The following is a 19,175-nucleotide window of genomic DNA, read 5'->3' as shown; positions in this document are numbered from 1 at the left end:
CGTGTTAAGGATGCAATGTCGTCGGGCCAAAGGGATGCGGCCGGATCGCGAATGATCGTCCTCACGCGGATGAGACTTTCGCCACAGACGAATTCCGCTAGGTTCCGCCGCTTGTGCAACGGTTGTGGGGACCGATTTGAGTGAGCAACTGACACGGTCGGTCCTGAAAGCGCCCGGGTTCTGGGGTGGGCTGGCCGTGCGAGCGTTTACCCGCAGTTGGGGGCGCGACGTCATGCTCTACACGGGCGGCGTGTCCTTCTTCGCCCTGTTGGCCGTGTTTCCGGCGATTGCCATCCTGATCGGCTTCTACAAGCTGGGTCTGTCGATCAGCGAGGTCAGCGCCCAGGCGACCGCGCTATCGGACCTGTTGCCCAAGGCGGCGCAGACAATTTTTCAGGGCGAAATCACGCGTTTAAGCAATGCATCGGCGCGGACGGTTTCCGCTCAGAGCGCCTTCGCCCTGTTCGTCGGCGCCTATGCCGCGCATCGAGGTTTTAAGGCCTTGTTGGCGGGATTGAACCTGATCCATGATGAGACCGAGCCGCACGGCTTCTTCAAGTTCAATCTGCTGGCCTTCTTCGTGGCCATCTTCGCCTTTGCGCTGTTCACTGTGGTGTCGGGCGCGGTCGTGACTGTTCGCATCATGGCGCATGCGTCGTCGTCGGCCGCCGGCCTCCCCGGGCGAAGCGGCATGGCGCCGCTGGACGCCTTCCTGCCCGCCATTGGCCTGGTGATCGGGCTGACGCTCCTTTACCGCTACGCCATGAGCCACAGGGCGCCGGTCGCCTGGCTGCCGGCGACGGCGGGCGGTCTGGTGGCGACCTTGATGTCGGTCGTGTCGTCGTGGCTGTGCGCCATCTATGTCGAGCAGATCGCGCCGCTGGGGGCCACCTATGGATCGGTCGGCGCCGTGGTGGTGCTGCTGATCTGGCTGTCGTGGAACGTCAACGCCATCTTCTACGGCGGCGCCTTTGCTACCGAGATGGAGTTGGCGGCCAAGGCGCGCGCGGTCGTCGATGCGCCGCCGGCCGATGTCGTCAATCTGTCGGAGCGTCGGGCCGGGCGCCGGTCTCGATCGTAATGCGAAGAAGGCCGTCGGCATCATCGATCTCGAGGACGCGCCCACCTTTCTGAGACATCAGAAACGGCACATCGATCCGGGCCATCGGATCGGTGGCCAGCAGCACAATCCGCGCGCCGGACGAGGCGGATTCCATCGCCATCATCAGCTTTAGACTGGGAACAGGGCAGCGATAACCCCTGGCGTCGATGACGACGGGGTCGCTCACGCGAGCCGATCCGCCAGCAGTTCCAGCGCCACACGAACGCTGGCTTGGCGGATCTCGTCGCGGCCGAGGTCGCCGAATCGCTCGACGCGGTGAACGACGCCCTGCGGTCCGCACGCCGCGAAGTGGACCAGACCCACGGGTTTATCCGCCGACCCGCCGCCTGGTCCGGCCACGCCTGTCACGGACACCGACACGGAGGCGCGCGAGTGCGCCACGGCGCCCTCAGCCATGGCCAGAGCAACCGCTTGCGACACGGCGCCGTGGGCGGACAGGCTTTCCAGAGACACGCCCAGCATCTCGGCCTTGGCCTCGTTGCTGTAGGTGACGAACCCGCGATCCAGGACCGCTGATGAACCGGGAATGGCCGTGATCGCAGCGGACACCAGCCCGCCCGTGCAGCTTTCGGCCGTCGCCAGCATCAGGCCGCGCTCACTGGCCGTTGCGACAATCTGTTGCGCCAGGTGCGCGATATCTTGGGAAAACATGGTCTTTTCATAGGCCGCGAACCCCGCTCTAACCAGAGCTATGACTGAGGCTGTCGATCCGTTAAGCCCCGCCGCCCCGACATCGGATCGCATCGCGCCGATCTTGTTCGCCGTCGCCATCTTCACATCGGCCTGTCTGGTCTTCGTCGTTCAACCGATGGCGGCAAAGCTGCTGTTGCCGACGCTGGGCGGATCGCCTTCGGTGTGGAACGCGTCGATGGTGTTCTTCCAGACCGCGCTGCTCGCCGGATATGGCTATGCGCACCTGCTGCAACGTCTGGCGACCATGCGGGCGCAGGTCGGGGTTCACTTGGGCCTGCTGATCGTCGCGGCGTTTTTCCTGCCCTTGCAGATCAGCGGCCTGCTGGGAGATCCCGATCCGTCACAACCGGCGATGTGGCTGCTGGCGACACTGGCGGTATCGATCGGCGCGCCGTTTGCGGTTCTGTCGGCGACCGCGCCGCTGCTTCAGGCCTGGTATGCGCGTGTGCGGGCCGGACATGCAGACGGCCAGAATCCCTATGTTCTCTACGCCGCCTCGAACCTCGGCAGTTTCCTGGCCCTGCTGGCTTATCCGGTCGTGATCGAGCCGCTGGCCAGCCTGTCGGATCAGCGTCTGGGCTGGAGCGTCGGCTATGGGCTGTTCGTGGTGATGGTCGTGGGGCTGGGCGTTCAGGTCTGGCGACGACGCGAGATCGGGACGGCGGAGCCCGCGCCGCTTGAGGCCAGCCCGCCGATCGCCTGGCGCGAAAAAGGGATGTTGGTTCTGCTGGCCGCCGCGCCATCCAGTCTGATGCTGGGGGTGACGGCGCATCTGACGACCGATGTGGCTTCGGCGCCCTTTCTGTGGGTTATACCGCTCGCGCTCTATCTGCTCACGTTCGTCATAGCGTTCCAGACCCGGCCAGCGATCCCGCCAGTCATCGGCCTTGGGCTGCAGGCGGCGATGGGCGCGGCCTGCGCCGCCCTGATCGCCTTCCGGACGGGCGAATGGCTGCTGGTGTTCACCGTCAATCTGGCGGCCTTCTTCTTCACCGCTCTGATGTGTCACCAGCGGCTGGCGGCGCGGCGGCCGGCGCCGGATCGGCTGACCGAATTCTATCTGTTGCTTTCGCTGGGCGGCGTGGTCGGCGGGCTGTTCAACGGCCTGATCGCGCCGGCCGTTTTCGACATGGTGTGGGAATATCCGCTGGTGCTGGTGGCGGCCGGATTGCTGCGGCCGTGGAGCCGTCGCGAGATCAGGCCGTGGGAGATCATCTGCTGCGTCGCCGGCGTGGTCATCGCCCTTTTGGGCCCGCTGTCGATGGAGGCGGTCCGTTATGCGCCGGACATTCGCGCGGCCATCCCCGACGCCGAACTGGTGCGGATCGCGCAAGCCATCCTGGGGATCGCGACCCTGTTCGCCTTCTTGGTGCGCGATCGGGCGGTGATGTTCACGATCGTTTTGGCCGCCATCGTCTGGTCCGGCTATCATCTGGCGCGCGGTTATGACTGGGCCCTGTCGGAGCGCAGCTTCTTTGGCGTGATGCGGGTGGCCAAGATCGAGGATCCGCTGATGGGCGGGCCGGTCCATGTGCTGATGCACGGCACGACCCTGCACGGCGCCCAGGCCCAGGCGCAGTCGAACCGCTGTCAGCCGACGCTCTATTATGCGACCTCGACGCCACTGGGGCAGGCGATGCTGCAGATGCAGACGAGACGGCTGGACGGCGCGCGCGTCGGCGTGGTGGGGCAGGGCTCGGGCGCCATGGCCGCCTACAAGCGCGCCCAGGACCAACTGACCTTCTTCGAGATCGATCCGATGGTGGATCGGCTGTCGCGCGACCCCCAATGGTTCAGCTTCATCAACGGCTGCGCCGACGGGCCGGTGCGGACGGTTCTGGGGGATGCGCGCCTGACGATGGATCGTGAGCCGGCAGGATCCTACGACCTGTTGGTCATCGACGCCTTCTCGTCCGACGCTGTGCCGACGCACTTACTGACGGTCGAGGCGATCCGCGGCTATCTGCGGCTGCTGGCGCCCGACGGCGTCGTGGTGCTGCATCTGTCGAACCGGAACCTGGAGATCACCCTGCCGGCCGAGGCGGCGGCGCAGGCGCTGAAGGTCCCGCATTTGCACCAGGTCTATATCGAGCAGTCGGGCCAGGGCGACATGGCCGAGGCCTCGACCGAGGCCCTGCTAATCGGCAAGAGTCCGGCGGCGCTGGAAGGATTCAGGGACGATGCGCGTTGGCGCAAGCTGACGCCGACGACGGTGCGTCCGTGGACGGACGACTATGTCAATCTGTTCGGATCGCTGGTGCGTCAGATGAAGATGGCGGCGCGCTAGGCGACTGGCGTTTCCACGGTCGCCACCGCCTGGGCGGCCAGACCCTCGCCGCGTCCGGTGAAGCCAAGCCCTTCGGTCGTGGTCGCCTTGACGCTGACGGCGTCGAGCGGAAGCCCCAGCAGCCCGGCGATGCGGTCGCGCATTGCCTGGCGGTGCGGTTTCACCTTGGGGCGTTCGCAGATCAGGGTGACATCGACATTGACGATGCGGCCGCCGCGCGCCGCGACCAGTTCGGCGGCATGGATCAGAAACTGGTCCGAGGCGGCGCCCTTCCATTTCGGATCGGTTGGAGGGAAATGGTCGCCGATGTCGCCCGCCGCGATGGCGCCAAGGATGGCGTCGGTCAGGGCGTGGAGACCGGCGTCGGCGTCGGAGTGGCCGATCAGCGTCTGATCGTGCGGCACCTCGATCCCGCACAGCCAGACGGACCCGCCCGGTCCCCAACGATGCACGTCGTAGCCGGAGCCGATGCGGGTCTGATAACGCTGCACTTGGGGCAGCAGAGCTTCGGCCATGGCGAAATCCTCGGGATAGGTCAGTTTCATCAGACGCGCATCGCCCTGAACCAGGGCCACCGCGCCGCCGTTGCGCTGGACGACGACGGCTTCGTCGGTCGGGACTTCGGCGTCCGACCAGGCGGCGTATGCGGTCTCGATCACGCCGCGGCGAAAGGCTTGAGGCGTCTGGGCGCGCCACAGACCGTCGCGATCAACCACGTCGGTCATGACGTCCGCCTCGCCCCGCCGAAGGCTGTCGGCGACAGGCAGGGCGGGCAGGGCGCCGTCCGAAGTTCCAAGGGCCGACAGCAGACGATCGACGACGGCGCGATCCAGCAGGGGGCGGGCGGCGTCATGGATCAACACAGGCTGATCTGCCGGACAGGTCAGGGCCGCAAGCCCGGCGCGAACCGAATCGGCGCGGGCGGCTCCACCGACGACGGCTTTCCAACGCGGCAAACCGGACATCACCTCCGCCACACGCTCAAGGGCGTCAGGCGCGATCACGACGATCAGTTCGTCGGCGCCGGCGTTCAGCATGGCCTCGGCTGACCAACGCAGCACGGGCTTTCCAGCCAGATCCCGCCACTGTTTGTCGCCGCCGGCGCGCGAGCCGGAACCGGCTGCGACGATGATGCCCGAGAATGTCATGGCGGCCTTGATAGTGCGCGCGGCGACGGGGCGAAACCATCAAAGCGCCGCGGTCGTGCTTGACGAGGGCGGTCGCGATGCGGCGAAAGACGGAAATGGCCAAGACTCTGCAAATCGGCGATGTGACCGTGCCCGGCCAAGTGCTGATGGCGCCGATGACCGGCGTGACCGACCTGCCGTTCCGCGTGCTGGCCTCCAAGCTGGGCGCCGCCTATGTCGCCACGGAGATGGTGGCGGCTAAGGAACTGGCGCGGGCGCGGCCGGACGTTGTGCGGCGCGCCGCCGTGGGGGCGGGTCTGCCGCTGACCGTCATCCAGCTTGTCGGGCGCGATCCCGAGCAGATGGGCGAGGGGGGGAGGATGGCGGAAGAGGCTGGGGCGGACATCGTGGATCTAAACTTCGGCTGTCCTGCCAAGGAGGTCACGGGCTCGGCCGCCGGTTCGGCCCTGATGCGGACGCCCGATCTGGCGTGTCGGATCATGGAGGCGGCGGTCAAGGCGACTAATCGGCCTGTCACGGTCAAGATGCGGCTGGGCTGGGACGACGAGAGCCGCAACGCCGCCGAACTGGCCCGCCGTGCGGAAGCGATCGGCGTCAAGGCCGTCACGGTGCATGGCCGGACACGAAAGCAGTTCTACACCGGGCAGGCGGATTGGGACGCGGTCGGGACGGTGAAGGCGGCGGTCGGCATTCCCGTCATCGTCAATGGCGACATCATCACCGCCGAGGAAGCGCGCCAGGCCTTGGCGAAGTCGGGGGCGGACGGATTGATGCTGGGACGCGGCGTTTACGGCCGGCCATGGCTAGCGGCGCACCTTGAACGGGCGCTGATCGACGGTGTGGCGCTGGAGGAGCCTGGACCGGAAGAGCGTCTGGCGATCGTGACCGAGCACTTGCGGGCGTCGGCAGAGTTCTACGGCCTGCCGCTGGGTTTGAAGATGGTCCGCAAACATCTGGGCTGGTACATCGAACAGGCGCCGTGGCCGGCCGATCCGCAACACCGTCGCGAGGCCAAGGCAAGAATTTGCCGCCTCGACGATCCGATGGCCGTCGAAGCCGCCATGCGCGAACTGTGGCGGCCGGATTTGCCTCAGTTGGATAAGTCTGCTGTTGAAAATGGGCCACAGGTGTTGGAGACTGCTGTGGCATGACGGATACGCCTTCAGCACGCACCGCTTCGCCCGACCTCGCGTCGGACGACGGGTCGTTCTGGGGGTGGGTCGATAGCGAACGGTCGCGGACCGGCTTCGGACTGGCCTTCTTTTTAGCGGTCGCGATCACGGCGGCGGCCATCTGGCTGGTGGCGGTCGCGCCGGGGGCCACATCGGGGTCGGCGCGCGGATCGAGCAGCCAGATCGCCCTGATCGTTCTGGCGGCCAATCTGCTTCTAATTTCCGGCCTGGCCATCATCGTCGGCCGGCGCGTGCTGACCCTGGTGCGTAGCACCGACGAAGCCGGATCGCGCCTTCACCTGAGGTTCGTCGCCTTGTTTTCGATGGTGGCCCTGGTCCCGTCGGTGCTGATCGCGCTGGTGTTCGGCGTTCTGGTCAATCGGGGCGTGGATCAGTGGTTCAGCCAAAACGTCCAGGCCTCGGTCGAGAACGGGGCGATCGTGGGACGCGCCTATATCCAGGACGTGTCGGCTGCGATGGATGCTGACTTGGTCACGATTTCGGATCAGTTGGGAAGTGCGCGAAGCCTGTTTGCTGATCGCATTCAATTCAACGACGCCCTAGGCCAAGTTGGAGACATCTTCGGCTACCCCGCCATCTACATTCTGGATGGCAAGGGCGAGGTGCTGGCTGGTGCTGAAAAGACAGGCGCGCCTCCCTATCTTGCGCCGCCGCGCGATGAACTCGCGGCCGCAGCTGAAGGCGGGCAGCCTCCGCAAACCGTCACGCAGCATCCAGACGCCGTCAGGTCGATCATCGCCCTGCCAGCCTATGGCGACGCCTATCTTTATCTGGTGCGCCCGCTGCAGGACGGCCTTGTGGCGCGAATGAACACGTCGGTTCAGTCGATCCAGGCTTACCGAGAGGCTCAGGAGAGCCGCGCTCGGATCCAGTCGGCCTTTATTCTCAGCTATCTGGAGACGGCGCTGCTGGTGCTGGTCGGGGCGGTTTGGCTGGGGATGTCGGCGGCCAGCAGCATCTCCGCGCCTATTGGTCGACTGGTGAAAGCCGCGGGACAGGTCGCAGGCGGCGACTTCACCGCACGGGTCGACAGCGACGGCGCGCCTGCCGAAATCGCAACCCTGTCGGACGCCTTCAACCGCATGACCGGCGATCTGCAGGCGCAGCAGGCGGCGCTGAAGGCCGCGAGCGACGAGGCGCATGACCGCAGCCGCTTCATCGAAACGGTGCTGTCGGGCGTCAGCGCCGGCGTCATTGGTCTGGACAAGCGCGGGCGGGTGTCGGCGATTAACGACAGCGCCCTGCAACTGCTTCACATCAACGAGGCAGAGGTTCTGGGTCACGAACTCGCGGCGCTGTCGCCGGAACTTAGCGATTTGGTGCGGCGCGCCGAGGCCCATATTGAGGAAGACATCGACGTCAGCCGGGGCGGGGACACGCGGCGGCTGCGCGTTCGGATCGAGGGCGGGCTGGGCGGCGAGATGGTCCTGACCTTCGACGATATCACTCGCCTTGTGACGGCGCAGCGAAACGCCGCTTGGCGCGATGTGGCCCGTCGCATCGCCCATGAGATCAAGAATCCGCTGACGCCGATCCAGCTGTCGGCCGAGCGGCTGAAGCGGAAATATCGCGCGCGGATCGGCGAGGATGTCGAGATCTTCGACCGCTGCACCGACACCATCATCCGCCAGGTCGGAGACATCGGCCGCATGGTCGATGAGTTCTCGTCCTTCGCCCGCATGCCGGCGCCGCGGTTCGCGCCCGAGAACCCGGCCGAAATGCTGCGCGAGGCGGTTTTCGCTCAGCGGGTCGCCGCGCCGGACATCGTCGTCGACATCATCGAGCCCCTGCCCAAGGCGACGATGCAGGCCGACGGCCGCATGGTGGGGCAGGCGCTGATCAACATCCTCAAGAACGCGGGCGAGTCGGTTGCGGCGCAACGGCTTGCGGCGGGTGAGGCGGCGGCGTCGGATCGTGCGGGCGTGATCGCGTCGCTGACAGTCGAAGACGGCGTCGCGACCTTCGTGATCGAGGACGACGGCGTGGGGCTGCCGGCGCGCGACCGCGATCGCCTGACCGAACCCTATGTGACCACGCGCGAGAAGGGCACGGGCCTGGGACTGGCCATCGTCAAACGTATTTGCGAGGACCACGGCGGCGAGCTGAAGCTGGCCGACGCCCAGACCCTGCGCGGCGCACGCGTGTGCATGATCTTCCCCCTGAAACCCCACGGCAAAGGCGGCGAGGGCGTGGAGCGCAAGCTCCAGACCCTGGCCGCCGAATAGCGAGGCAAGATGCGACCAACCGGTTCCGACATTCTCGTTGTCGATGACGAGGCCGACATCCGCGACCTGGTGTCCGGCCTGCTGGAGGACGAGGGCCATGCCGTGCGCGTCGCCGCCAACTCCGACGAAGCCCTCGCCGCGATCCGGGCCAGGAAGCCGTCGCTGGCGATCCTGGACATCTGGATGCAGGGCGGCGGGCTGGACGGGCTGGAGTTGCTGGAGGTCGTCAAGGAGCTGGATCCTGACCTGCCGGTGGTGATGATTTCCGGTCACGGCAACATCGAGACGGCGGTGACGGCGCTGAAACGCGGCGCCTATGACTTCATTGAAAAGCCGTTCAAGTCGGATCGGCTGGTCGTCGTGGTCGAACGCGCCATCGAGGCGGCGACGCTGAAGCGTGAGAACCGCCGCCTGCGCGCGGCGACCATGACGCCGTCAGGTCTGATCGGCCGATCGCAGGCCGCGCAGGCCTTGCGCAGCACCATCGCCAAGGTGGCCCAGGCCAACAGCCGGGTCCTGATCGCTGGACCGGCCGGCTCGGGCAAGGAGCTGGTGGCGCGGCAGATCCACGAAGCCAGCCCTCGCGCCCGCGCCGAGTTCGTCGCGATTTCGGCCGCCGGCATGACGCCGGAACGTCTGGACGTCGAACTGTTCGGCGAAGAGGGCCAAGACGGCCGCCCCCGCAAGATCGGCGTGTTCGAACGCGCCCACAACGGCACGCTATATCTGGACGAAATCAGCGACATGCCGCGCGAGAGCCAGAGCCGTATTCTGCGCGTCTTGGTCGATCAGCGTTTCCGTCGGGTCGGCGGAGAGCAGGACGTTCAGGTCGATGTGCGGGTCGTGACCTCCACCTCGCGCGATCTGAAGGCCGAGATCGCAGACGGGCGTTTCCGCGAAGACCTGTTCCACCGTTTGAACGTGGTGCCGATCCGTGTCCCGCCGCTGTCGGAACGGCGCGAGGACATCGCCGAGCTGGTCGAATATTTCGTCGACACGATCAGCGCTTCGCAGGGACTGCCTAAACGCATCGTCGGGGACGACGCGGTGGCGGTGCTGCAGGTTCATCCGTGGCCCGGCAACATCCGCCAGCTGCGCAACAATATCGAGCGTCTGCTGATCCTGGCGACCGGTGATCCGGCCGAGACGATCACCGCCGACATGCTGCCGCAGGAGGTGGCGACCTCGAACGGCGGGACGGCGAACCTGGGCGGCGAGCGCACCATCGCCCTGCCGCTGCGCGAGGCGCGCGAGGTCTTCGAACGGGAATATCTGGCGGCGCAGATCATGCGGTTCGGCGGCAATATCTCGCGCACCGCCGCCTTCATCGGCATGGAGCGATCGGCCCTGCACAGGAAGCTGAAGTCGCTGGGCGTGTCGCCTGCGCGCGGCGGCGATGAGGAAGAACCGGCCTGATGTCACGCGTCGCCTATGTGAATGGCGCCTACAGCGCGCATGGTGAGGCCGTGGTCCATATCGAGGATCGCGGTTTCCAGTTTGCAGATGGCGTCTATGAGGTCTGGTCCGTCTTTGACGGGCGGCTGGCCGATTTCGAAGGTCATATGAGCCGCCTTCATCGCAGCCTGAGCGAACTGAAGATCGACATTCCGATGAGCGCCGGCGCCTTGGGCGTCGTTCTGCGCGAGACCGTGCGGCGAAATCGCGTACGTCACGGCATGGTCTATCTGCAGGTCACACGCGGCACGGCGCCGCGCGATCATGGTTTTCCGGTCGATGTCGCGCCCAGCGTGATCGTGACGGCCAAGTCGATGGATCCGGCGCGAAATCAGCGACTGGCGAAAAACGGCGCAGCCGGCGTCACCCAGCCCGATGTTCGTTGGGGGCGTTGCGACATCAAGACCGTCGGTCTCTTGCCGAACGTGCTGGCCAAACAGGCGGCGCGCGAGCGCGGCGCCTATGAGTGCCTGATGTATGACGACATGGGTCTGATCACCGAAGGCGCATCGACCAATGCGTGGATCGTGGATGAGGACGGCAGGCTGAGAACACGGGACATCCAGGCCAATATCCTGCGGGGCGTAACGCGAGCGGCGGTCCTCAATCTCGCCGCCGCCGAGGGTGTCGAACTGGAAGAACGCGCCTTCTCGGTCGATGAAGCGAAACGGGCGCGCGAGGTGTTCGTCACCGCCGCTAGCGCCTTCGTCATGCCGCTGGTTTCGCTGGACGGCGTGAAGATCGGCGACGGCCAGCCCGGGCCCATCGCGACCCGCCTGCGGGAACTCTATCTTGAACAGGCGCGTCGAGGGGCCATTTAGGGCGTTGCCCGAGCGGCCGGGCGGCGGTTAAGGTCGCCGTCGGCTGCATCGGCCCCGCCGCTCCCACGGCGACAAACAACGAAGAACAGGAAAAACCTGCCATGTCGCAAGACAAACGTCAGAACCTTCAGGACACCTTCCTCAACTCGGTCCGCAAGACCAAGACGCCGCTGACCATCTTCCTGGTCAACGGGGTCAAGTTGCAGGGCATTGTGACTTGGTTCGACAACTTCTGTGTCCTGCTGCGCCGCGATGGCCAGTCCCAGCTGGTGTACAAGCACGCCATTTCAACCATCATGCCGTCCGCGCCCGTGCAGCTGTACGAGCCCGACGCCGAAGAAGACTGATTGACCCAAAAACTGATCGACCACACCGTCCCGCTGATCCGGGCGGTCGTCATTCACCCCGACCGACGCTCGGACAGTCCTCGGCTGGCGAGCGAACGGCTTGAGGAGGCGGCGGGCCTAGCCCGCGCGCTGGACCTCGACGTGCGCGCCGAAGAGATCGTGCGGCTGCGCAGCACCACGCCCGCGACCCTGTTCGGCACGGGCAAGGTCGAGGAATTGGCCGCGCTTGTGCGCGCCGCAGACGCCGAGGCCGTCATCATCGACGACGCCCTGACGCCGGTGCAGCAGCGCAATCTGGAAAAGGCGTGGGAGGTGAAGGTCATCGACCGCACCGGCCTGATCCTGGAAATCTTCGGCCGTCGCGCGCGGACCAAGGAGGGGCGGCTTCAGGTCGAGCTGGCGCGGCTGGATTATGAGCGGTCGCGTCTGGTGCGCACCTGGACCCACCTCGAGCGGCAACGTGGCGGCACCGGTTCGACCGGCGGGCCCGGCGAAACCCAGATTGAACTGGACCGGCGACTGATCGCCGACCGGATCGTCAGGCTGAAGGCCGAGTTGGAAGAGGTGCGTCGCACGCGCGGCCTGCACCGCAAACAGCGTCAGAAGGCGCCGTTCCCGACGATCGCCCTGGTCGGCTACACCAACGCCGGCAAGTCGACGCTGTTCAACCGGCTGACGGGATCAGAGGTCTTCGCCAAGGATCTGCTGTTCGCGACGCTAGATACGACCCAGCGCACCATCCGCCTGCCGCAGGGGCGGCCCGCCATCGTGGCGGACACCGTCGGCTTCATCTCCGACCTGCCGCACGAACTGGTCGAGAGCTTCCGCGCCACGCTGGAGGAAGTCGGCGAGGCCGATCTGATCCTGCATGTCCGCGACATCGCCTCGCCCGACAGCGCCGCCCAGGCCAAGGACGTCGAGGCTGTGCTGAAACAGATCGAGACGCCAGAGGGCAAGACGCGCCGGGTGCTGGACGTTTGGAACAAGATCGACCTGCTGGACGACGAAGCGCGCGAGACCGTGCTGGGTCAGGCCGAACGTCTGGCGAAGGACGGTGAGGCGGTCGCCGTCTCAGCCTGGACGGGCGAGGGGATCGAGCCTCTGCGCCAGATCATCGCCGGCCTGATCGACGATGATCCCGAGACCCGGCTGACGCTGGAGCCTCATCAGGGCGACGCCCTGGCGTGGCTGTACGAGCATGGGCGGGTCACGGCGCGCGATGCGGACGAGCTTGGCCGTACTCACGTCACGGTGCGGCTGCATCCTGCGGCGCTCGGGCGATTCGAGCGCCTGTATCCCGACCTGACCGACTGAGTTTTCATGCATCTGATCGAAACCGTCCTGCTTCTGCTGTTGGCCGTGGTGGTGTCGGGTTCGATCGCGCGGATCACGCGCATCGCCTTGCCTCTGGTTCAGATCGGGCTGGGCGCCGCCATCGTGCTGATCACGGGCAAGACGGTCGATCTTGAGCCGGACATCTTCTTTCTGCTGTTCCTGCCGCCGCTGCTGTTTCTGGACGGCTGGCGAATTCCCAAGGAAGACCTGTTTCGCGACCGCGCGGTTATCCTCGAGCTGGCGCTGGGGCTGGTGCTGTTCACCGTCGTCGGTCTGGGTTTCCTGATCTGGTGGATGATCCCGGAGATGCCGCTGCCGGTGGCCTTCGCCTTGGCCGCCATCCTGTCGCCGACCGATCCCATCGCGGTTCAGGCGATCGCGGCGCGGGCGCCTATCCCGAAGCGCCTGATGCACATTCTGGAAGGCGAGTCGCTGTTGAACGATGCGACGGGCCTGACCTGCATGCGGATCGCGGTCGCCGCCGCGACGACGGGCGCGTTTTCGATCGGCCATGCAATCGGAACATTCGCTTGGCTGGCGCTGGTCGGGGTCGCTGTCGGCGTTCTGGTCACCATGGCCATCAGCTACGCCAAGAGCTTCGTCAGCCGACGCTGGGGCGAGGACGTGGGCGCGCAGATTCTCATCAGCCTGTTGATCCCGTTTGCGGCCTATCTGGTCGCAGAAGAACTGCATGCGTCAGGCATCCTGGCGGCGGTGGCGGCCGGGGTGACGATGAGTTTCACCGAACGCGGCGGCATCGCCGGCCAGTCGATGGCGATGACGCGAATCCGGCGCAGCGTCGTGTGGGACACGGTTCAGTTCGTCGCCAACGGCATCATCTTCGTGATCCTGGGTGAACAGATGCCCTCGATCATGTCGCGGGCGGCCGAGGTGGTGGCGGGCACCAGCCGGCCCGAGGTCTGGTGGCTGGCGGTCTATGTGTTCGGCATCGTCGCCACCCTGGCGGCGCTGCGGTTCGTCTGGGTGTGGACCTCGCTGAAGCTGACCCTGTTTCGCCGACGCCATCGCGGGCCGCCGGCCAAGGTCGGTTTGCGGCTGACCATGGTGATGTCTCTGGCGGGCGTGCGGGGTGCGATCACTCTGGCGGGTATTCTGACCCTGCCGTTCGCCTTGGGCGACGGGTCGCCGATGCCGTCGCGGAACCTGGCGATCTTCCTGGCGGCGGGCGTGATCGTGGTGTCGCTGGTGCTGGCGACCTTCGCCTTGCCCCGGTTGCTGAAGAACGTCGAACTGCCGCCGGAGCCTTCGCATGAGCAGGAAGAGGATCGGGGCCGGGTCGCCGCCGCCTCGGCCGCCATCCGCGCCATTGAGGACGCCTCGCACGCCATGGCGGAGGGCAAGTCCAACCCCGACCTCTATTCCGACATCGCAGGCCGGATCATGGAAACCTATCGCCAGCGGATCGAGACCCACACCCGCACGGACCAGGAAGACGCCGCCCTGACGCGCAAGATGGACGATATCGAGCGTCGTCTGTGGCTGGCAGGACTGGCCGCCGAGCGAGAAGAGTTACGTCGGTTGCTGAGGGCGCGTCAGCTGGACGAGGTGACGGCGAAGAAGCTGTTCCGTGACGTCGATCTACAGGAACTGCGCTACCTCTGACGCTCAGCGATCCATGAAGGCGGAGACAGCTGCATAGCTGTCGGCGATGTGGTGGGCGCCACGGGCCGTCAGGCGTTCGGCATGGCCGTCACGGACATGGCCGCCCGCCATCAGCCCCACGACTGTCATGCCTGCCGCGACGCCTGCGGTGACGCCCGCCTCGCTGTCTTCGATCACCAGGACGCGCGCCGGATCGACGCCCATCTTCTGGGCAGCGTGCAGGAAGATGTCGGGGTGGGGCTTGCCGCGCTCGACCACCAGGCCGGTGAAGACCGCGCCGTCGAAATGGTCCGTCAGGCCGAACAGGTTCAGGCCGACGCCGATCCAGTCTGGTCCGCTTGACGAGGCGATACAGCGGGGCTCAGGTCTGGCGGCGACGAAGTCCAGCAAACCGGGCACGGGTTCAAGCTGCTGTGGCGCGCGCTGGCGACAGGTCGCAAACCATGTGGTGTGGAAGTCGTCAGGGCAGGCACGACCTAAGGCCGCCTCGACGACCGGCCGATTGTCGCGCCAGCGCTTGCCCGTATAGGAGGCCAAGACGTCGTCGAGCGAGGTCGGCAGGCCAATGGCGGTCAGTTGCTCGGCCATGACAGTGCTGTTCAGCACCTCGCTGTCGGCGACCACGCCGTCGTAGTCGAATATGATCAGGTCGTAGGTCACGCGGGATCGCTCAGGCTTGAGGCGCGGCCTTTTCCGCGACCTTTGCGGCGTCCCAGAGGCGATCCATCTCTGCCAGGTCCGATTGGTCGGGCGTACGGCCGTCCTTGGCCAGTTCGGCCTCGATGAAGCCGAAGCGACGCACGAACTTGGCGTTGGCGGCGCGCAGGGCGTCTTCGGGCTCGACATCCAGCTTGCGCGCCAGGTTGGCGACGACGAACAGAAGGTCGCCCAGCTCTTCGCGCGCCTTGGCCTTGTCGCCGGCGGCGATCTCGACGCGCAATTCCTCGACCTCTTCGGCCAGCTTGTCGAAGACCTCGTCGGTGGAGGGCCAGTCGAAGCCCACGCGGCCGGCGCGCTTGGTCAGTTTGGCGGCGCGGGTCAGGGCGGGCAGGCCAACGGGCACATCATCCAGAACCCCGGGTTTTTTGCGGTCCTTGCGCTCGGCGGCCTTGATGACTTCCCAGGCGATGGCCTGTTCCTTCGAGGAGCGATGCGCCGCGTCACCGAAGACGTGGGGGTGCCGGCGCTCCAGCTTGTCGGCGATGGCCGTGACCACGTCGTCGAAAGCGAACAGCCCCTGTTCCTCGGCCATGCGGGCATGGAAGACGACCTGAAACAGCAGGTCGCCCAGTTCGCCCTTAAGTTCGACCAGATCGTTGCGCTCGATGGCGTCAGCGACCTCATAGGCCTCCTCGATCGTGTAGGGGGCTATGGTGGCGAAGCTCTGCTCCACGTCCCAGGGGCAGCCGCCGTCAGGATCGCGCAACCGTTCCATGACGTCGAGCAGGCGGTCGATCGGTCTCAACGGCGGGCTCCGTCGCGAGCTTCCAGGGCGAGGCGGATTTCATCGTGCCGCTTCGGCGTCAGGGGATAGCCCTTCAGCACCCAGGCGGCGGCGGCCAGCAACAGGCCGGGGACCAGAATGAACAGGATCTGGAGCGTCAGCAGGGAAAAATCGCTGTTGCCCGTCGGTCCTGGCACAGCCTTGAAGCCCACGCCCTGCAGGATCAGGTAGGGGATCAGCGCGACCACATGGCCGATCTTGGTCGTCGCGGACAGGATGGAGAACATCAGTCCGGTGCGATCCACGCCGGTCTCCAGCCGCACCTCGTCGCCGGCGTCCGCCATCATGGCGCGCAACAGGAACAGGCCGGCCGCATAGGGCAGGCCGGCGATGAACATGGCGGCTGCCGTCAGCATGAAGTTGCCGCCGGGAACCAGGGTGGCGGCGATATACAGGGCCGCGAAGATCAGGCTGGCGACGGCCAGGGCCTTGTCCTTGCCGATCCGCGTGGCCAGCCAGGCCCAGATGGGCGCGCCGCACAGACCGGCGATGAAATAGAACAGCATGAATAGGCCGGCCTGACTGTGGTCGTAGCCCTTGATCTGTCCAAAGAAGAAGAAAAGCAGCGAACCCGTGATGCCCGGCGCAACGCCCAGCAGAAGATCGGCGATCAACAGTTTTCTGACCGTCGGCATCTTCAACAGCGCCAGATAGGCGCCGGCGCCGCCGTGCGGCTGGTCGCCCGCGTTGACGGGCTCCGGCACGGCGACCATGGCCAGGCCGATGGTGACGGGCAGGGCGATCAGGATGGCCCAGCCCATGATGCGCACGCCGTCGGCATAGTTACCAATGCCCGTCTGAACCACCACGGTCGGCAGCACCAGGATCAGAATGACGCCGATGATGTTGAACACCTGCCACCAGCCATAGACGCGGCTGCGCTGGTCATACTGCGGGGCAAGCACGGCGGCCCAGCCGAGTTGGCCCAGGGTGCCGATCGAAAAGCCGAGATAGAGGACCAGCAGCCAGCCAAACAGATAGGCCGGTCCGGCGCCGGGCTGGACCACGACGAACATCATGAAGGCCGACAGCATCAGGATCGGCGTCGAAATCGCCATCCAGGGGCGATAGCGGCCGAACCGCGTCTTGGTCTTGTCCATGCCCCAGCCGATGAAGGGGTCGAAGACGATGTCGATCAGGCGCACGGCCATGAACACGGCCGCCACGACTCCCAGCTCCAGGCCCACATGAGTGGCGTAGAACTCCGGCAGGGTGACGGGCAGGGCGACGCCGAAGGCCGCCAGCGGCAGGCACGGCCCGGAAAAGGCCGCAAGCACGGCGTTGGAACGGCGGGGCGCGGTCGGCGCGGCGGTGGACATGCGTCGGTCCGAAAGGCGCGGCGCGAGTCGGCCGCGCGTCACCATGCCAGCGATCGGTGACGCATGCACTTGTGAGATCGACCGGCTTGGGGCTTCCTGTGGGACATGTGGCGAAGCCTTTTTGCGTTCCTGTCCGTTTGCTGCGTTCTGACGTTCGCCGGCGGCGCGCGGGCGGCCGGCCCATGCCACACCAATGCCGACGGATGGCAGGCGCAGGGACTGGCGAACGCGGCGTCGGCCTACGGCATGGAATGGGCGCCGTTCGGAGCGGCGGAGTGGGGGTGGCGGGCCTATCTGCCGCTGATCCAGCGCGAACTGCATACGACGTGCGGACCCGGCACGCCGATCTTTGCGTCGCAACTGGCGGGGTTCCAGCAGACCTATGGCCTCACGCCGACCGGTCTATTCGATGCGGCGACATTCCAGGTGTTTCGCGGCCTTTGGCAGGAGCGGCGGCCGTTCGTCATGGCGCGCGTCGGCGGAGCCTGTCCCGAGCCGCCGCCGATCAATCAGCTCGGCTATCTGGTCGCGTCCGAGGAACATGCAGACCGTCTGACACGTCTGCTGCGCCGGGACGTGCTGGACGCCTATCGCCGGCTGGTCGCGGCCGCGCGGGCGGAGGTTCCTGAGGTGGGCGCCGATCCCGAACTGCTGCAGATCTTCTCCGGCTTCCGCGATCCCGAGGCGGACGCGGCGCGCTGTGCGCAGCAGGGCAACTGCGATGGGCTGCGCCGCGCGGTCTGTTCGCCACACCGGACGGGGACGGCGGTCGATCTGTATGTCGGCCAGGCACCCGGTCTGGGCGTCGATTCAACCACTCCGGCCAGCCGCGAATATATGGCGCGGTCGGCGACGTATCGATGGCTAGTGGCGAACGCTGGGCGTTTCGGCTTTGTGCCCTATGTCTATGAGCCTTGGCACTGGGAGTATGTGAAGCCTTGGGATCCTTCGTTCGCGCCCTGACCGAAGCTGAAAAGGGCCTGGCGCGAGAGGCGTTCGGCGCCGCCATCGACCTTGCGCCCGTCCGTTTGATCGGCTGGCCGTTCCGCCGCGCCTTCGTCGCTGGACGCTGGTTCGGGCGAGATTGGGTCGTGTGGCCGCAAGCGCAGCTCGTCGCAGACTTCACTTTGGCGTCCGAGCGAATGCAGGGCGTCCTGATCCATGAACTGACGCACGTCTGGCAGGCCCAGCAGGGTGTCAATCTGCTGTTCGCCAAGCTGAAGGCTGGGGACACCTCCGCCTCCTACGCCTATCGCGTGGAACCGACCTGCCGGTGGGACGCGTTGAACATTGAGCAGCAGGCGATGGTGATGGAGCATCGTTTCCACTGTCGCCGCGGTCGCTCCACGCCGGGCGACGAGGCCTTTTACGATACCGTCTGTCCCTTCAAGACGTGATTTGATGTCGGGGACTTGCGGAAGCCTCAGCAGCGCGCCAAGTTAGCAACGGTCGTTGTTGCGAATGACGACCCTTGTCATTCAACGGAGCCTCCTCGATGCCGAAAATCCTCGTCCTCTATCATTCGACCTATGGTCACCTGGAAACCATGGCGGAGGCGGTCGCCGAAGGCGCGCGCGAGGTCGAAGGCGCCGTCGTGGACATCAAGCGCGTGCCGGAAACCGTGCCGGAAGAACTGGCCAAGGCCTCGCACTACAAGCTGGATCAGAAGGCGCCGATCGCCAAGATCGACGATCTGAAGGACTACGACGCCATCATCATCGGCGCCGGCACCCGCTTCGGTTCGGCCGCGTCGCAGATGCGCGCGTTCCTGGATCAGGCCGGCGGCCTGTGGTTCTCGGGCGCCTTGATCGGCAAGTTGGGCGGGGCCTTCACCGCGACGGCGACACAGCACGGCGGTCAGGAGACGACGTTCCAAGGCCTGCACAACTTCTTCATGCACCACGGCATGCCGGTCGTGGGTCTGCCCTATTCCTTCCAGGGACAGATGACGCTGGACGCCATCCACGGCGGCTCGCCCTATGGCGCGTCGACGATCACGGGCGGCGACGGCTCGCGTCAGCCCAGCGACGTCGAGCTGGACGGCGCCCGGTTCCAGGGCAAGCATATCGCCGAGCTGGCCAAGAAGCTGCACGGTTAATCTG

Annotated in this window: 18 protein-coding genes; 12 read left to right on the top strand and 6 right to left on the bottom strand. The window is 66.2% G+C overall.

Annotation, left to right across the window (positions count from 1 at the left end; genetic code table 11):
• Nucleotides 1-232: 232 nt before the first annotated feature.
• Complete coding sequence (locus KAK88_RS10765) at nt 233-1,081, top strand: YihY/virulence factor BrkB family protein (RefSeq protein WP_372342800.1); 849 nt, start codon at nt 233-235, stop codon at nt 1,079-1,081.
• On the opposite strand, the gene KAK88_RS10760 is transcribed toward KAK88_RS10765, so the two are convergent.
• Both KAK88_RS10760 and KAK88_RS10755 read right to left on the bottom strand, forming a co-directional pair.
• Nucleotides 1,038-1,289: a sulfurtransferase TusA family protein gene (locus KAK88_RS10760; RefSeq protein ID WP_242076636.1), complete on the bottom strand. Its 252-nt coding sequence runs from the start codon at nt 1,287-1,289 to the stop codon at nt 1,038-1,040. The genes KAK88_RS10765 and KAK88_RS10760 overlap by 44 nt on opposite strands.
• Nucleotides 1,286-1,774 carry a CinA family protein gene (locus KAK88_RS10755; protein ID WP_242076635.1) on the bottom strand — a complete coding sequence of 163 codons (489 nt, stop codon included), beginning with the start codon at nt 1,772-1,774 and terminating at the stop codon, nt 1,286-1,288. The genes KAK88_RS10760 and KAK88_RS10755 overlap by 4 nt, the downstream gene beginning before the upstream one ends.
• A 40-nt stretch (nt 1,775-1,814) precedes the next feature.
• Between KAK88_RS10755 and KAK88_RS10750 the strand changes: the two genes are divergently transcribed.
• Complete coding sequence (locus KAK88_RS10750; RefSeq protein WP_242076634.1) at nt 1,815-4,103, top strand: spermidine synthase; 2,289 nt, start codon at nt 1,815-1,817, stop codon at nt 4,101-4,103.
• On the opposite strand, the gene KAK88_RS10745 is transcribed toward KAK88_RS10750, so the two are convergent.
• Nucleotides 4,100-5,251 carry a bifunctional 2-C-methyl-D-erythritol 4-phosphate cytidylyltransferase/2-C-methyl-D-erythritol 2,4-cyclodiphosphate synthase gene (locus KAK88_RS10745; RefSeq protein WP_242076633.1) on the bottom strand — a complete coding sequence of 384 codons (1,152 nt, stop codon included), beginning with the start codon at nt 5,249-5,251 and terminating at the stop codon, nt 4,100-4,102. The two genes, KAK88_RS10750 and KAK88_RS10745, sit on opposite strands and share 4 nt — an antisense overlap.
• A 95-nt stretch (nt 5,252-5,346) precedes the next feature.
• Between KAK88_RS10745 and dusB the strand changes: the two genes are divergently transcribed.
• The 7 genes from dusB (at nt 5,347) to KAK88_RS10710 (ending at nt 14,250) form a co-directional block, all read left to right on the top strand.
• Nucleotides 5,347-6,402 carry a tRNA dihydrouridine synthase DusB gene (dusB, locus tag KAK88_RS10740; RefSeq protein WP_242076632.1) on the top strand — a complete coding sequence of 352 codons (1,056 nt, stop codon included), beginning with the start codon at nt 5,347-5,349 and terminating at the stop codon, nt 6,400-6,402.
• Nucleotides 6,399-8,669, top strand: coding sequence for a sensor histidine kinase NtrY-like (locus tag KAK88_RS10735; protein ID WP_242076631.1), 2,271 nt, complete (start codon nt 6,399-6,401; stop codon nt 8,667-8,669). The genes dusB and KAK88_RS10735 overlap by 4 nt, the downstream gene beginning before the upstream one ends.
• A gap of 9 nt (nt 8,670-8,678) precedes the next feature.
• A complete protein-coding gene (locus KAK88_RS10730; protein ID WP_242076630.1) occupies nt 8,679-10,085 on the top strand; it encodes a sigma-54-dependent transcriptional regulator in 1,407 nt (468 codons plus the stop codon).
• Nucleotides 10,085-10,945 (top strand): D-amino-acid transaminase, encoded by an 861-nt coding sequence (locus KAK88_RS10725; RefSeq protein WP_242076629.1) that lies wholly within the window; start codon nt 10,085-10,087, stop codon nt 10,943-10,945. Before KAK88_RS10730 ends, KAK88_RS10725 begins: the two co-directional genes overlap by 1 nt.
• Nucleotides 10,946-11,046: 101 nt before the next feature.
• Entirely contained in the window at nt 11,047-11,292 is a 246-nt protein-coding gene (gene hfq / locus KAK88_RS10720) for an RNA chaperone Hfq (RefSeq protein ID WP_003164861.1), read from the top strand.
• A complete protein-coding gene (hflX, locus tag KAK88_RS10715; protein ID WP_242076628.1) occupies nt 11,293-12,606 on the top strand; it encodes a GTPase HflX in 1,314 nt (437 codons plus the stop codon).
• A gap of 6 nt (nt 12,607-12,612) precedes the next feature.
• Entirely contained in the window at nt 12,613-14,250 is a 1,638-nt protein-coding gene (locus KAK88_RS10710; RefSeq protein ID WP_242076627.1) for a Na+/H+ antiporter, read from the top strand.
• Between the two features lie 3 nt (nt 14,251-14,253).
• Here the strand turns inward: KAK88_RS10710 and KAK88_RS10705 are convergent, their stop codons facing one another.
• The 3 genes from KAK88_RS10705 to KAK88_RS10695 are packed head-to-tail and all read right to left on the bottom strand — an operon-like array spanning nt 14,254 to nt 17,073.
• The gene (locus KAK88_RS10705; RefSeq protein WP_242076626.1) at nt 14,254-14,910 is read right to left on the bottom strand and encodes an HAD family hydrolase; all 657 of its coding nucleotides are present in this window, start codon (nt 14,908-14,910) and stop codon (nt 14,254-14,256) included.
• Nucleotides 14,911-14,920: 10 nt separating this feature from the next.
• A complete protein-coding gene (gene mazG / locus KAK88_RS10700) occupies nt 14,921-15,685 on the bottom strand; it encodes a nucleoside triphosphate pyrophosphohydrolase (protein ID WP_242078587.1) in 765 nt (254 codons plus the stop codon).
• 26 nt (nt 15,686-15,711) lie between these two features.
• Entirely contained in the window at nt 15,712-17,073 is a 1,362-nt protein-coding gene (locus tag KAK88_RS10695; protein WP_242076625.1) for an MFS transporter, read from the bottom strand.
• Between the two features lie 105 nt (nt 17,074-17,178).
• Between KAK88_RS10695 and KAK88_RS10690 the strand changes: the two genes are divergently transcribed.
• From KAK88_RS10690 to wrbA, 3 genes are all read left to right on the top strand, one after another.
• The gene (locus tag KAK88_RS10690) at nt 17,179-18,036 is read left to right on the top strand and encodes a D-alanyl-D-alanine carboxypeptidase family protein (RefSeq protein ID WP_242076624.1); all 858 of its coding nucleotides are present in this window, start codon (nt 17,179-17,181) and stop codon (nt 18,034-18,036) included.
• On the top strand, nt 18,012-18,470 hold the full coding sequence (locus KAK88_RS10685; protein ID WP_242076623.1) for a hypothetical protein: 459 nt from the start codon (nt 18,012-18,014) through the stop codon (nt 18,468-18,470). The genes KAK88_RS10690 and KAK88_RS10685 overlap by 25 nt, the downstream gene beginning before the upstream one ends.
• 98 nt (nt 18,471-18,568) lie before the next feature.
• Nucleotides 18,569-19,171 (top strand): NAD(P)H:quinone oxidoreductase, encoded by a 603-nt coding sequence (wrbA, locus tag KAK88_RS10680; RefSeq protein ID WP_242076622.1) that lies wholly within the window; start codon nt 18,569-18,571, stop codon nt 19,169-19,171.
• Nucleotides 19,172-19,175: the final 4 nt, after the last annotated feature.

Source organism: Brevundimonas diminuta (assembly GCF_022654015.1).
Classification (GTDB): Bacteria; Pseudomonadota; Alphaproteobacteria; order Caulobacterales; family Caulobacteraceae; genus Brevundimonas; species Brevundimonas diminuta_C.
The sequence above is the reverse complement of the archived record's forward strand: the minus strand, read 5'-3'. Positions and strand labels throughout refer to the sequence as shown.

Coding starts and splice junctions, on each gene's coding strand:
- KAK88_RS10765 (WP_372342800.1), top strand. CDS start 233: ATGCTCTACACGGGCGGCGTGTCCTTCTTCGCCCTGTTGGCCGTGTTT.
- KAK88_RS10755 (WP_242076635.1), bottom strand. CDS start 1,774: ATGTTTTCCCAAGATATCGCGCACCTGGCGCAACAGATTGTCGCAACG.
- KAK88_RS10750 (WP_242076634.1), top strand. CDS start 1,815: ATGACTGAGGCTGTCGATCCGTTAAGCCCCGCCGCCCCGACATCGGAT.
- KAK88_RS10745 (WP_242076633.1), bottom strand. CDS start 5,251: ATGACATTCTCGGGCATCATCGTCGCAGCCGGTTCCGGCTCGCGCGCC.
- dusB (WP_242076632.1), top strand. CDS start 5,347: ATGGCCAAGACTCTGCAAATCGGCGATGTGACCGTGCCCGGCCAAGTG.
- KAK88_RS10735 (WP_242076631.1), top strand. CDS start 6,399: ATGACGGATACGCCTTCAGCACGCACCGCTTCGCCCGACCTCGCGTCG.
- KAK88_RS10730 (WP_242076630.1), top strand. CDS start 8,679: ATGCGACCAACCGGTTCCGACATTCTCGTTGTCGATGACGAGGCCGAC.
- KAK88_RS10725 (WP_242076629.1), top strand. CDS start 10,085: ATGTCACGCGTCGCCTATGTGAATGGCGCCTACAGCGCGCATGGTGAG.
- hfq (WP_003164861.1), top strand. CDS start 11,047: ATGTCGCAAGACAAACGTCAGAACCTTCAGGACACCTTCCTCAACTCG.
- KAK88_RS10710 (WP_242076627.1), top strand. CDS start 12,613: ATGCATCTGATCGAAACCGTCCTGCTTCTGCTGTTGGCCGTGGTGGTG.
- mazG (WP_242078587.1), bottom strand. CDS start 15,685: ATGGAACGGTTGCGCGATCCTGACGGCGGCTGCCCCTGGGACGTGGAG.
- KAK88_RS10695 (WP_242076625.1), bottom strand. CDS start 17,073: ATGTCCACCGCCGCGCCGACCGCGCCCCGCCGTTCCAACGCCGTGCTT.
- KAK88_RS10690 (WP_242076624.1), top strand. CDS start 17,179: ATGTGGCGAAGCCTTTTTGCGTTCCTGTCCGTTTGCTGCGTTCTGACG.
- wrbA (WP_242076622.1), top strand. CDS start 18,569: ATGCCGAAAATCCTCGTCCTCTATCATTCGACCTATGGTCACCTGGAA.